Below are 12,204 nucleotides of genomic sequence, written 5' to 3'. Positions count from 1 at the left end.
CTGCCTCGGAGATGATGGCCCTTCGCCGGCCAGTGGCTGGATGAGGAGAGCGGGCTGGTCTACAATCGGTTCAGGTATTATTCGGCGGTGGCAGGATGTTATCTGACACCGGACCCCATCGGGCTGCTGGGCGGGTTGAATCCTTACAATTACGTTCGTAATCCTACAGGCTGGATAGATTCTTTTGGATTAGCGAGTTATTCTGTTGAAATATTAAAAAGTGCAAGAAAAAATAATTATGCTATTTCTGATCAACAGCGGCAAAAAATTATCGATTCAATCGATAATAAGAGATTAAAGATTATGTTCTCTGAACTGTATCGCGAAAAAGCAACTATTCCTGATGGAGGAACAGCTGCTTCTATCCTTTTTACAAAAACTACCGGACAGTTAGTGGGGCAATCAGATCATATAGTTAAAGGTAAGAGTTCTTTAATCGCATTGAAAAATTTAGTAAGTCGTAAAGGAAAATATAAAGAAGAGAAGCTAAGTGATTCTGATCGAAGTTTGGCAAACTATATGATTGATGATTTGCGAAATGCGTTGGGGCATCCATGAAAGATTATGAATTAGTTAATAAATTACAAGAGCTTTTTCCAGTGTTTAGTGAAACTTATGATGGTGATGATCATGTATATATGGTATTTGGTGGGTTAGGTTCATATTTTTCCGATCTAATGGATCTGTATGGTTCCGATAAGATTGAATTTAGAAGTTATTATTATTCAAATGTTGAAAGTTTCTATAAGGATAGAAATATACTGATAAATGAAATAAAGAATATTTTTATCTTTATAGATGAGTTATATTCTTATGAAGATAATGTAATAAGAGATTTGCTAAATACTTGTATTTTAGAGGCCATTATAGGGAGCGACTATAGCTACAACCTTGCTCGAAAATATCTTAGTAAAGAGACATATAATCATTATTTAGAAATATGCAAAAGAGTAATCTAATTAAAAACCGGCAAGATCCCCGTGATCTTCCGGCTTTGTTCTTCTTATCTTTACTGATAATCCCCAATCAGTACCAGACAACCATCCATAATTTTAACGGTCAGGGTGCAACCTTTATCGAACCCTGCCGCATTAAACCACTGGCCTTTCAGGTGGATCGCAGGCGGGACAATAGCCTTGTTATTTTGCGGCACGTATCCCACGATGTAATAACATTCTGTTTTGATTGTTTTATTTAAAATACTCCCCCAAATAGCCAAAATTATCTATTAACAGGCCACCACTCTGGGTATATGATACCTTTACTTAATAAACAAACCGTGCTGCATCAGTCATTAAACCGCGCTCATCTTAACAACCACCAATTCCGACAATACCAAAAAGTCGCAACAAATTGTCTTAAAAAGTTATTAATTGAATCATTAATCAATAAACCAGCCAGAGAACCAACCATGACCCCAAGAACCAAAGCAGAACAAAAAATACTCGCAGGAACCCCCGTCTCTGCCGTTGTCTATATTTGGTATCCCTGCCACAGTTTTGTTGCAGGGCATGCCTCTGTTTATATCGGTGGAGTGCCAAAATGCCCCTGGCCAATTGGGGTTACGGAACCCTCAACACCGACCAATTCCACACCAGCAAGCCCCTTACCTCCAAATGAAAGGAGACGTTCAGCTTCTTCCATTTTTTCAAGACATGAAACAAGTCCTTCAACATCCATACAGCATCCACCATCTCCAACAGATAATAATTATGTCAGTTTCTATTGTGACCCCAACAGGCCTCGAGGAGGTTTATCATTCGCAGGAACCTTCGGTAAAATTCAGAAAGATTTTATCTTACAACCCCATCTGGAATATTTGCTTATCAACTTAGATGTTGAAAAAATGCAGGAAAAAAAGAATGAAATCTATATTGGGAAAACATATGGCAACTATCATATGAGCCATAGTTATAGTACTTTCAGTAAAAACTGCTCCACAATAGTTGCCAGAATATTAAAAGCAGGTGGTGTGGAAAGTTTATTAAACCCAATTCAGAGAATAGGATATGGAAAAAACATCTATTGGACTCCGAAAGACATTGCACAACTATGTAATGAGTTGAGAAATAACGATCTTGCGGTCAAAATACGAGGACTGGACTGCCCTGATAAATCTGAATTACCAATTAAGGTAATGATAGGATTTAGATAGAGATGTTCCTATGGATTTCGGATTGTATCAAAGTGAAAGAAAAGGAACGAATCCTCACGAGCATAAATAACCGCATATTTATAAAAACGGTAATTGAGATTAGAAAAAACAGCCAACAAAGAGACCAATCGAAAGACAATGAGTATAGTAAATTGCAGTTATCTATCATCTTACCAATAACACTTTTAAAATAAGATTAGAATAATGTGTCCCTCAAAAAATAAAACACATAGCAAACCACCTTACGTAAGTGCTCCCATACCTTATGTTAAAAACATAAAAACAACATTACGTTGGGATAGTAGACCTCCTGTAGTTATAAGTAAAGTTGGATTTCAAGGTTCAGGAAGACTGTACTTTAATAACATTTTTGGATACAGAACTGTTTTTTGTTCATCAGATCTACGAGGAGCTCAGGTTTACTTCAAAGAGCTTGAAAATGGCATGTCTAAATATAGCTCATCTGGAATATATTATCTTTATGAAATTAATGCATTAGGAGTACCTGCTGTTCGCATTTATGGAAATAAAGGTAATTTGGGCTTTAATCAGCAATTTGCTACACGAGATCCTTACATTGAAGAAAAAATAATAGATAAAGAATATGGGACTTTGGATTTTTCATTAATATCTCGATTTAGTAATTATATTGAAAATTTTGCCGAGTTCAGTCATGAAATTCAACTTTTAGGCCCAATTTCACCGCATAGAATACTCTTTTTAGATTCCAGAACTTTTCGGACACGTTGAAAAAATATTAATGGTGAACCATAGATAAATATTCTTCATGAAACCGGAATAAGATCACTCAAAAATGAATAATCGTTTCCCCTAAATACAAAAAAACAGCATAAAATGCCATTAAAATGAGCAATCAAACTTTATTCATTATTCACGCCATTAATCCCTTGTAAATTACTTAACCCAGTGACACATTGTATGGCTCTATGGGCTAACATCTAACAAGCTCTTCCCACTTTTTCTGAACACTCTCTGAACATTCAAGGATATTATGAACAAACCACAGACAGCCAAAGGTATCCTGTATGCCTTAGGTGCCTACCTGATTTGGGGGTTAGCTCCTATCTACTTCAAAAGCATACAATATGTTCCCCCCGATGAAATCGTATCGCACCGTGTTATATGGTCTGTATTTTTTATGGTGCTGATGCTGACAGTAACTCGTCACTGGCGTCAGGCTTGGGTCGTTGTCCGTCAACCCAATATCTTGCTACTGTTAGGTTTTACTGCCTTCACAATTACCAGTAACTGGCTGACTTATATCTGGGCCGTCAATAATAACCATCTCATTGAAGCAAGTCTGGGGTATTTCATTAACCCTTTAGTGAGTGTGTTACTTGGTATGCTATTCCTCGGTGAGCGGTTCCGGCGTATGCAGTGGGTTGCCGTGGCTTTAGCCTTTACTGGCGTACTCATCCAAGTCGTGCAGTTTGGCTCTGTACCTGTGATTGGCCTGTACTTAGCGACAACATTTGCCGTCTACGGTTTGATCCGCAAAAAGCTAGGGGTGGATGCACAAACGGGCATGTTAATTGAGACAGTCTGGGTCTTCCCTGTCGCGCTGAGTTACCTGCTGTTCTTCACCGACAGCCCGACCAGCAATATGTTGGATAATACCTATTCCTTGAATCTGATGCTGATTGCCGCCGGTATTATTACGACGGTGCCCCTGTTGCTTTTTACCGCAGCGGCGGCACATCTACGTTTGTCCACGCTAGGATTCTTTCAGTATCTTGGTCCAACCATAATGTTCTTGTTAGCAACACTGGTTTATGGTGAGAAGATTGGGCCAGATCGTTTGATCACTTTTGGTTTTATCTGGGCTGCATTGATTCTATTTACGCTGGATGCGCTTTATACGCAACGTCGTTTACGGAAATAGTCCATTATCTTTAATCATTTTAGAACTGACCCAATACCTTATCGAAAATTCGGGTCAGTTTTTTGATTAATTTATCCACAATTTTATTGATATATTTCAGTCCAATCTTCTAATGGCAATCCAATTACACGCGAAAATTCACGGGTATTATTTGTGACTAATATAGCTCCCACAGACAGGGCGTGCCCTGCAATGGCGGTATCATTATGCCCGATTGATGTGCCCGCAGAAGTCAAAGCAACTTTTACTTTTGTTGTTGCGTCCACCGCAGATTTATCCCACGGTAAGATACCATCCAAACGTTTACAAAATTCGTCCACTAATACACCATGTTTCGGAGAAGCTTTTTTCCCAATTGCCCCGAAACGCATTTCCGAATAAGTAATAGCAGATACCACAATTGGATAGTTGTTCATTACACATTTCTGTAATTGGTTTATCACCGCAATAGGCTGCTCACGCATAATGAATGAACAAATGTTAGTATCCAACATGTAAAGCTTTTTCATAACGTAAAACGTCCTTCTTCAATAATATCCGGTCGTTCAGATAGAAAATCTTCGTCCGCTTTATCCTCTGATAAAAATGAATGCCAGCTAGGTTTTACTGGGCGTAATATAATGGTCTCTCCTTCTCGGATAATTTCCAATTCATTAACGCCCTCAAAATCCAGATCTTTAGGTAAACGGATAGCACGATTATTACCATTTTTAAAAACAGCTACAGTTCTCATATGAAATCTCCTACACTGGAAAACATATGCATAGCATATGTTAACACTCAAGGCAGGTCAATATACGAACAAATGCGAGTACGAGAATATACTTTTTCAGGTTGTAGTATAACGAGAGACAACCCCCAGAAAACATAGCTGGCTACGTAACTGGAGGGTCTTTAGGAATAGCCAGCAAAGCGGCTATAAAGAATAGAGATCGGAATGATTACAGCCAGTTTTTTCGCTTAAAGTAGAGGTAAGGTGCCAATCCTGCAGCAATCATCAACCCAATGGCCGCAGGGTAGCCGAATGTCCAATTCAGCTCCGGCATAAATTTGAAGTTCATTCCATAGCTCGAAGCCACCAGCGTTGGCGGCAGAAATACCACGGAAACAACGGAGAAGATTTTGATAATCCGGCTCTGTTCGATGTTGATAAAACCCATCGCCGCCTGCATCAGGAAGTTAACTTTCTGGAACAAGGATTCGTTATGTGGCAACAAGGATTCGATATCCCGCAGGATCTCACGCGCCTGTTCTAACTGGTTGGCAGGCAAACGGGCACGGCGCACAAGAAAGTTCAGGGCACGCTGACTATCCATTAAACAAAGGCGCACTTTCCAGCCAATATCTTCCTGCTCAGCAAGATTCGATAGAGCGGAATCGAATTCATCCCCTTGTTTACCGTTCATAATCACCCGGCTCAGGGATTCCAGTACGCTATAGATATTTTCAATCACATCTGCCAATTGTTCGATCTTGGTTTCGAACAAATCCATCAGCAGCTCATAGGCATTTCCGTCAACCATCGTCTGGTTACGGGCGCGCATTCGGTATAATCGAAATGCAGGGAGTTCACGCTCTCGCAGTGTGTAGAGACGACCGTCACGAATGGTAAAGGCGACTGTCGAGTTGCCAGCATGGTCTTCAGCGTCTTCAAAATAGAAGAATGAGTGGACGTGCATACCGTCTTCATCTTCAAAAAAACGGGCCGAAGCCTCGATATCATCCAATTCAGTGCGGGTCGCCAGAGCTTGTCCTAATTCGTTCTGGACTCGGAGCCGATCATTATCTCCCAGTCCAACCAAATCTACCCACATCGAGTCGGATAACTTATCACCTTCTTCAAGTTCGAGACGGAGCAGGCGATTATTCTCTAATTTAAATGCGTTCAGCATGTACCATAAGTCTCCTTATACTCCCTACGTTTATCGTAAGGCGCGAATGTTACGCTTAGAAGAAAAAGCCTGTCAACATTCGACCGGATTATTATTGGCCGGTTTCAAGCCTGGCATAAGCAGCCACCAGCCACTTGATGCCTTCACCCTGAAATGCGATTTGCAAACGGCAATGTTCCCCACTGCCTTCAATATTGATAATCGTCCCCTCACCAAATTTAGGATGGCGGACACGTTGTCCCAGAACATAACCGCTATCATTAGTGCTGATCGGTGTTCCCAGTCGTTTATGATTCACCGGACGGGACACTGTTGCCCGCAGACGCACTTCAGTGACACATTCTGCCGGTAACTCCCCGATAAAACGAGACGGACGGTGATACACTTCTTTTCCGTACAGGCGACGACTTTCGGCATAGGTCAGGGTCAGTTTTTCCATCGCCCTTGTCACCCCCACATAAGCCAGCCGGCGCTCTTCTTCCAAACGCCCCCCTTCCTCAATGGACATTTGGCTTGGGAACATACCCTCTTCCATACCGACAATAAAAACTTGCGGAAATTCCAACCCTTTCGCCGAATGCAGAGTCATCAACTGGGCAGAATCCTGATAGGCATCGGCCTGCCCTTCACCCGCTTCAAGCGCAGCATGAGATAAGAAAGCCTGCAATGGCATCAAATCTTCGTCTTCATCCTGATAGCTGAATTGGCGGGTCGCCGTGACTAATTCCTCAAGGTTTTCGATACGTGCCTGCGCTTTTTCGCCTTTTTCCTGCTGATACATCGCCCACAAGCCAGAATCACGGATAATCCGATCAGTCTGTATATGGAGTGGCATCTCTTGTGTTTCAGTTTCTAGTGCATCAATTAACTCAATAAAACGCTGTAAGGCAGATGCGGCACGCCCTGCCAGCACTTTTTCCTGGATCAGCATCAAACTGCTTTCCCATAGCGTTTTCTGTTGATCCCGCGCCATCTGACGCACAACATCTAATGTTCTGTCTCCAATCCCTCTTGTAGGCGTATTGACCACGCGTTCAAAGGCAGAATCATCATTACGGTTTGCCACCAGACGCAGATAAGATAAAGCGTCTTTGATTTCCTGACGTTCAAAGAAGCGTTGGCCTCCATAAATACGGTAAGGTATGGAAGCCTGCAACAAGGCTTCTTCCAATACGCGGGACTGAGCATTACTGCGGTACAAGATCGCACACTCTTTTAATGCTCCGCCGTTGTCCAGCCAATGCTTGATGCGGCTAACAACATAACGTGCTTCATCCAATTCATTAAAAGCAGAGTAAAGTGAGATCGGTTCTCCTTCGCTGCCTTCTGTCCATAAGTTTTTGCCCAGCCGGTCATTGTTATGAGCAATCAGGGCATTAGCTGCCTTAAGGATATTGCTGGTGGAACGGTAATTCTGTTCCAGACGAATCGTCTTCGCAGCCGGGAAATCGTTGAGGAAACGTTGAATGTTTTCTACTTGCGCTCCCCGCCAACCGTAAATAGATTGATCATCATCCCCGACAATCATTACCTTACCGGAATCGCCGGCTAACAAGCGGATCCAAGCATATTGAATGCTGTTGGTATCCTGAAACTCATCTACCAAAATATTAGTAAAACGATCACGATAATGTTGCAATATTTGCGGTTTGTTCAACCACAGTTCATGAGCACGCAACAATAACTCAGCAAAATCCACCAATCCGGCACGATCACAAGCTTCCTGATAGGCCTGATAAATTCTCAGCCATGTTGCTTCCACCGGATTACCGTAACTTTCAATATGCTGAGGACGCAATCCTTCATCTTTTTTGCCGTTGATGTACCACATACCCTGACGCGCAGGCCACTGTTTGTCATCCAGATTCATCGCCTTGACGATACGTTTAATCAGACGGTGCTGATCTTCACTGTCCAGGATCTGGAAATCCTGCGGTAAGTTGGCATCAAGATGATGGGCACGCAGTAAACGATGAGCCAGACTATGAAACGTTCCAATCCACATGCCCCCCTGACTAGTACCAATCAGATTTTCAATGCGGTGGCGCATCTCTGCTGCTGCTTTATTGGTAAATGTTACTGCCATAACGGAGAAAGGTGAGGCATGTTCAACTGACAGTAACCAGGCGATACGGTGCACCAATACGCGAGTCTTACCGCTGCCAGCACCTGCCAGTACCAGCATATTGGTACGGGGTACAGCAACGGCTTCACGTTGTTTATCATTCAAGCTTTCGAGCAGATAAGAGACGTCCATAATTACCATCAGTTGTTAACAATGACTTTTATCACTGTTTTTTTATACAGAATTACAGTCTGAAATTATATCAGTGCGATCAAAGAATCCAAGTCAGAAATCTCAATATGTGGAACCCGCCGCCCTTCAGGCTCTTGCATCAGATTTTTATTTTCAACATTCATCCAACAAGCCTGCATACCGCTGCAAAGGGCCCCTTCGACATCGGTCTTCAAATTATCACCAACATGCAGAATTTGATTTGTTGGCAGCCCCAATCGTTCAGCCGCCAGATGATACATGTCTGGACATGGCTTGGAACGTCCATCCACTCCTGCTTTAAGAACAAATTTAAAATAACGGGCAAGACCACATTCAGCAGGTTCAACATTCCCATTGGTGATCGCCACCAGCGGCATCTTTTCTGCCAGCACCGATAAAGTGTTATGTGTCGATTCTGGTATGGTGATCTGATTACGCCAATAGGTGAAACAAGACATGATCTCATCCGCGCCACGTATGGCTGCCTCACGGTTAAAACCGTGGTAGCTGAACATCAGTTCTGCGGAATGCCGTCGCCATGCTGTCAGATCATGGTAAATTTCTGGTTCCATCTCAAGAACAGCCTGACGGTATACATACAGATCTTCACTGTCAAAATGGCTGAATTTGGTATCGTACTGCTTGATAAAACACAATACTTCTTTTTCGGTTTTATCGATAACTGGATGATTATCGTAAAGTGTATCATCCAGATCGAATGTCATCGCAGCAAATGGCGCGAGAGGCCGATAAAAACGCATTATGATTTCCCTCTTTTTGCTCTAGGGTGAGCCACATCATAAACTTTGGATAAGTGTTGAAAATCCAGATGGGTGTAGATCTGGGTAGATGATAAGCTTGCATGGCCCAACAATTCTTGTACAGCCCGGAGATCACCACTGGATTCCAGAATATGTGTAGCAAACGAATGGCGCAGTTTGTGGGGATGAATATGATTGTTTATCCCCTGCCGAATCCCCCACTGCTCAAATCGTTTTTGTACATTGCGGGTTGAGATCCGTTTCCCGCTTTGTGTGGAAATGAAAACAGCATTACCTTCCGGTTCAAATAGTTCCCGCATTTCCAGCCAACGTTGCAGCCATTGCAATGCAATTCTCCCGACCGGGACTTTACGTTCTTTACTGCCTTTACCCTGCACCCAAATGTCACCATTTTTCAAATCCAGATGCTGGCAATCCAGGCCAACCAGTTCAGATAAGCGTAAGCCCGCTCCATACATGACTTCCATCATTGTTCTGTCACGCACAGACAGAGGATCATTCAGGTTAATATTGAGTAGTTGGTTAGCTTCGTCCACATCTATGTTTTTGGGTAAATGGTGCTTTTTGCGTGGCGTACTGACAACTTTAGCAGGATTAGCCTCTATTTTTTCCTGTGTCACCATCCAATCAAGAAAACTACGCAAGGAAGAAAGACGCAGTGCAAGGCTGGCAGACTGTAACCCAACCCGACGGCTACGAGTAGCGAACATTCTGACTTTAGTCGCATCAAGCGACTGCCACTCTGTTACCCCCATTTCCAGTGACATTTCTGCCAATACTGTGAGATGACGACGATAATTGATTATTGTCATCGGACTTAGACGACGCTCAACTCGCAGATGGTGCAAAAAGGCTTCTACTGGCTCAAGGAGTAAATCGATTGGCTGGTTCATATTCGTTTAATCCAACGGGACAATAACCTTGGTAGCAGTTTCACTAACTGATCCAACAGGTCAGTTCCCATCCCTTCGTGATAATGTCGTTTATCATGGCTATTGAAGATCACCATGCCCAACTCTCCCTGTTCTCCTAAAAGAGACACAGCCACTGAGCCGACATGACGAGCCTGGGGCATCAGCAATAAAATTTCCGGGCCATGTAACATACCAAGATAATGATTATTGTCACCGAACCGTTGGATCCGAACTGGCTCAAAGGCATTGCGGGATATCGCTAAATCCGGTGCATTCAATGGGGCACCAAGAAACCATTTGTCAGAAAACAACCGAATATAACAGTTGCTCAGACCCAGTGTTTTTGACCATGAACTTAAACGGGAAAGAAAATCCTGCAAACTTTCGGCAGCAGAAAGTTCAGTAAGCAATTGCAACAGACGATTAAACAATATTTCATTTTGTTTTGCCTGTTCCACCAGATGTATCAGGTCTTCTTCCAAGTAACGGATTCGTTTTCTCTGACGGTTCATATGCCATTCCATCAGAGAAACACACTCACGTACTGGATGAGGAACCTCTATCCTATCGACCACATTAGCATTGCGGATAAAAAAATTGGGGTTACTCAGCAGATAATCCACCACTATCTGATCATCCAATTCATTTTCGGTGTGCAATGGTTTGTTTTCTTTACCCATTTTCCAATGCCCCATATTTCAAAAATCACTCCAGCCACACTGCATCAATGACACATGAATCAATTACACATGAATTGTGCCGTCATAAACATGAGTTGCAGGCCCGGTCATATAAAGTGGCTGCCTTGGCCCATCCCAACGAATATTCAGGGAACCGCCTGGCAAATCAACGCGAACCTGCTTATCTAACAGATTTTGCTGGATACCAATAGCAACAGCAGCACAAGCGCCACTACCACATGCCCGCGTTTCTCCGGCACCTCGCTCAAAGACACGCAATCGGATATGGTTACGATTCACGACCTGCATAAAGCCAATATTCGCTCTCTCAGGAAAACGTTCATGACGTTCTAAAACGGGGCCAAGCACTTCAACATCTGCGGTGTCCACATTCTCAACCTGAATAACACAGTGAGGATTCCCCATTGATACAACACCACAGAGCACCGTACGATCCATAACCCTGATAATATAGGTTTTTTCTGCTTTGTTAGCGCGGAAAGGGACGGACTGCGGTTCAAAGATCGGCTCGCCCATATTGACACAGACCTGATCATCGTACGTCACGCTCAGCGTCATATGACCAGACCGTGTACTAACCTTAATCTCACGTTTATTCGTCAACCCTCTTAAACGGACAAAACGAGCAAAACAACGGGCCCCATTACCACATTGAGAAACTTCACTGCCATCCGCATTAAAAATACGATAGTGGAAGTCTAGGTCAGGATCATAGGGCGCTTCAACAACCAGCAGTTGATCAAACCCCACACCAGTATGTCTATTCGATAACCGGCAGATTAATTCCGGTGAAAAATAAACATTCTGGGTCACTGCATCAACGACCATAAAATCATTGCCAAGACCATGCATTTTGGAGAATTGCATATACTACTCCAAGTGAAATTCCATCATCTGTTTACGTTTATCAAGCATCCGCCGAGGTATTGTTTTTAATAATATCGTTTTTAGAGAGGTTATTTTGAGAAAAATTTCCCGTCGGCTGCGCCTTATTTAATGAAGTTTGAGGTGCAACAGACTCTGCTGGCGGGAAATAAAGAGGGCCTTTCAAGCCACATCCCGCAATAGAGAGTAGTGTTATGATAGCAAGTGACCAACGGAATTGTTTGTTCATCATAATTAATGCCTGTGATTCATACGCCAATACTCTCTATAATCGCAGTTAGGCCCTGAAAAGCAAATAGGAAATAAATATGAACGATAGCGAATTTCATCAATTAGCTGATCAATTGATGCTTCATCTTGAAGAACAACTGGATAACTATGAAGGTGATGCAGATATTGACTGTGAAACCAATGGTGGCGTAATGACACTGAGCTTTGAGAATGGCAGCAAAATCATTATCAATCGCCAGGAACCTTTTCACCAAATCTGGCTGGCAACTAAAAATGGGGGTTATCATTTCGATTATCGGGGTAACAAGTGGGTTTGCGACCGTAGCGGTAACGATTTTCTTTCCATGCTAGCACAAGCAATCACAGAACAGAGTAACGAGCCATTTCAGTTTTAGTGAAGTTTTTATCCCCTTACTTAAACAACCGACACCTTGTGCCGTATCCAAAATACGGCACTTTTACT

The 12,204-nt window shown here is 42.8% G+C and carries 15 protein-coding genes and 1 pseudogene; 6 read left to right on the top strand and 10 right to left on the bottom strand.

The window, feature by feature from the left end; translation table 11 throughout:
• Window positions 1–33 precede the first annotated feature (33 nt).
• Window positions 34–558, top strand: a pseudogene (locus tag ABLA85_RS03360) (RHS repeat-associated core domain-containing protein); the annotation flags it as partial.
• Window positions 555–959 carry a hypothetical protein gene (locus ABLA85_RS03355; RefSeq protein ID WP_367961344.1) on the top strand — a complete coding sequence of 135 codons (405 nt, stop codon included), beginning with the start codon at window positions 555–557 and terminating at the stop codon, window positions 957–959. The pseudogene ABLA85_RS03360 and the gene ABLA85_RS03355, both read left to right, overlap by 4 nt.
• A 50-nt stretch (window positions 960–1,009) precedes the next feature.
• Here the strand turns inward: ABLA85_RS03355 and ABLA85_RS03350 are convergent, their stop codons facing one another.
• Window positions 1,010–1,162 (bottom strand): SymE family type I addiction module toxin, encoded by a 153-nt coding sequence (locus ABLA85_RS03350; protein WP_367961342.1) that lies wholly within the window; start codon window positions 1,160–1,162, stop codon window positions 1,010–1,012.
• 90 nt (window positions 1,163–1,252) lie between these two features.
• On the opposite strand from ABLA85_RS03350, the gene ABLA85_RS03345 reads away from it, so the two are divergent.
• From ABLA85_RS03345 to rarD, 3 genes are all read left to right on the top strand, one after another.
• Window positions 1,253–2,155: a hypothetical protein gene (locus tag ABLA85_RS03345; RefSeq protein ID WP_367961340.1), complete on the top strand. Its 903-nt coding sequence runs from the start codon at window positions 1,253–1,255 to the stop codon at window positions 2,153–2,155.
• 204 nt (window positions 2,156–2,359) lie between these two features.
• Window positions 2,360–2,905 (top strand): hypothetical protein, encoded by a 546-nt coding sequence (locus tag ABLA85_RS03340; RefSeq protein ID WP_367961337.1) that lies wholly within the window; start codon window positions 2,360–2,362, stop codon window positions 2,903–2,905.
• Between the two features lie 262 nt (window positions 2,906–3,167).
• Window positions 3,168–4,058, top strand: a complete 891-nt coding sequence (gene rarD, locus ABLA85_RS03335; protein WP_367961335.1) for an EamA family transporter RarD — start codon at window positions 3,168–3,170, stop codon at window positions 4,056–4,058.
• 83 nt (window positions 4,059–4,141) lie between these two features.
• Here rarD and ABLA85_RS03330 read toward each other — a convergent pair whose 3' ends face one another.
• The 9 genes from ABLA85_RS03330 to ABLA85_RS03290 all read right to left on the bottom strand — a co-directional run bounded on the left by ABLA85_RS03330 (window position 4,142) and on the right by ABLA85_RS03290 (window position 11,739).
• Entirely contained in the window at window positions 4,142–4,567 is a 426-nt protein-coding gene (locus ABLA85_RS03330; RefSeq protein WP_367961332.1) for a type II toxin-antitoxin system VapC family toxin, read from the bottom strand.
• A complete protein-coding gene (vapB, locus tag ABLA85_RS03325; protein WP_047683259.1) occupies window positions 4,564–4,791 on the bottom strand; it encodes a type II toxin-antitoxin system VapB family antitoxin in 228 nt (75 codons plus the stop codon). The genes ABLA85_RS03330 and vapB overlap by 4 nt, the downstream gene beginning before the upstream one ends.
• 208 nt (window positions 4,792–4,999) lie before the next feature.
• Complete coding sequence (gene corA / locus ABLA85_RS03320) at window positions 5,000–5,950, bottom strand: magnesium/cobalt transporter CorA (protein WP_047683261.1); 951 nt, start codon at window positions 5,948–5,950, stop codon at window positions 5,000–5,002.
• A gap of 91 nt (window positions 5,951–6,041) precedes the next feature.
• Window positions 6,042–8,216 carry a DNA helicase II gene (uvrD, locus tag ABLA85_RS03315; RefSeq protein ID WP_367961329.1) on the bottom strand — a complete coding sequence of 725 codons (2,175 nt, stop codon included), beginning with the start codon at window positions 8,214–8,216 and terminating at the stop codon, window positions 6,042–6,044.
• A 56-nt stretch (window positions 8,217–8,272) separates the two neighbouring features.
• The gene (gene yigB, locus ABLA85_RS03310) at window positions 8,273–8,989 is read right to left on the bottom strand and encodes a 5-amino-6-(5-phospho-D-ribitylamino)uracil phosphatase YigB (RefSeq protein ID WP_367961327.1); all 717 of its coding nucleotides are present in this window, start codon (window positions 8,987–8,989) and stop codon (window positions 8,273–8,275) included.
• Window positions 8,989–9,903, bottom strand: coding sequence for a tyrosine recombinase XerC (xerC, locus tag ABLA85_RS03305; protein WP_367961324.1), 915 nt, complete (start codon window positions 9,901–9,903; stop codon window positions 8,989–8,991). Before xerC ends, yigB begins: the two co-directional genes overlap by 1 nt.
• Complete coding sequence (locus ABLA85_RS03300) at window positions 9,900–10,604, bottom strand: DUF484 domain-containing protein (RefSeq protein ID WP_367961322.1); 705 nt, start codon at window positions 10,602–10,604, stop codon at window positions 9,900–9,902. Before ABLA85_RS03300 ends, xerC begins: the two co-directional genes overlap by 4 nt.
• Window positions 10,605–10,667: 63 nt before the next feature.
• Window positions 10,668–11,492 carry a diaminopimelate epimerase gene (gene dapF / locus ABLA85_RS03295; protein WP_367961319.1) on the bottom strand — a complete coding sequence of 275 codons (825 nt, stop codon included), beginning with the start codon at window positions 11,490–11,492 and terminating at the stop codon, window positions 10,668–10,670.
• 40 nt (window positions 11,493–11,532) lie between these two features.
• Window positions 11,533–11,739: a lipoprotein gene (locus ABLA85_RS03290; RefSeq protein ID WP_081989075.1), complete on the bottom strand. Its 207-nt coding sequence runs from the start codon at window positions 11,737–11,739 to the stop codon at window positions 11,533–11,535.
• A 79-nt stretch (window positions 11,740–11,818) separates the two neighbouring features.
• On the opposite strand from ABLA85_RS03290, the gene cyaY reads away from it, so the two are divergent.
• Window positions 11,819–12,136 (top strand): iron donor protein CyaY, encoded by a 318-nt coding sequence (cyaY, locus tag ABLA85_RS03285; RefSeq protein ID WP_367961316.1) that lies wholly within the window; start codon window positions 11,819–11,821, stop codon window positions 12,134–12,136.
• Window positions 12,137–12,204 lie beyond the last annotated feature (68 nt).

This window comes from Xenorhabdus sp. SGI246, assembly GCF_040838225.1.
Lineage (GTDB): Bacteria > Pseudomonadota > Gammaproteobacteria > Enterobacterales > Enterobacteriaceae > Xenorhabdus > Xenorhabdus indica.
Note: the sequence above shows the minus strand (reverse complement) of the source record. Positions and strands in the feature narration are given on the sequence as shown.

Coding starts and splice junctions, on each gene's coding strand:
- ABLA85_RS03355 (WP_367961344.1), top strand. CDS start 555: ATGAAAGATTATGAATTAGTTAATAAATTACAAGAGCTTTTTCCAGTG.
- ABLA85_RS03345 (WP_367961340.1), top strand. CDS start 1,253: ATGATACCTTTACTTAATAAACAAACCGTGCTGCATCAGTCATTAAAC.
- ABLA85_RS03340 (WP_367961337.1), top strand. CDS start 2,360: ATGTGTCCCTCAAAAAATAAAACACATAGCAAACCACCTTACGTAAGT.
- rarD (WP_367961335.1), top strand. CDS start 3,168: ATGAACAAACCACAGACAGCCAAAGGTATCCTGTATGCCTTAGGTGCC.
- ABLA85_RS03330 (WP_367961332.1), bottom strand. CDS start 4,567: ATGAAAAAGCTTTACATGTTGGATACTAACATTTGTTCATTCATTATG.
- vapB (WP_047683259.1), bottom strand. CDS start 4,791: ATGAGAACTGTAGCTGTTTTTAAAAATGGTAATAATCGTGCTATCCGT.
- corA (WP_047683261.1), bottom strand. CDS start 5,950: ATGCTGAACGCATTTAAATTAGAGAATAATCGCCTGCTCCGTCTCGAA.
- uvrD (WP_367961329.1), bottom strand. CDS start 8,216: ATGGTAATTATGGACGTCTCTTATCTGCTCGAAAGCTTGAATGATAAA.
- yigB (WP_367961327.1), bottom strand. CDS start 8,989: ATGCGTTTTTATCGGCCTCTCGCGCCATTTGCTGCGATGACATTCGAT.
- xerC (WP_367961324.1), bottom strand. CDS start 9,903: ATGAACCAGCCAATCGATTTACTCCTTGAGCCAGTAGAAGCCTTTTTG.
- ABLA85_RS03300 (WP_367961322.1), bottom strand. CDS start 10,604: ATGGGTAAAGAAAACAAACCATTGCACACCGAAAATGAATTGGATGAT.
- dapF (WP_367961319.1), bottom strand. CDS start 11,492: ATGCAATTCTCCAAAATGCATGGTCTTGGCAATGATTTTATGGTCGTT.
- ABLA85_RS03290 (WP_081989075.1), bottom strand. CDS start 11,739: ATGAACAAACAATTCCGTTGGTCACTTGCTATCATAACACTACTCTCT.
- cyaY (WP_367961316.1), top strand. CDS start 11,819: ATGAACGATAGCGAATTTCATCAATTAGCTGATCAATTGATGCTTCAT.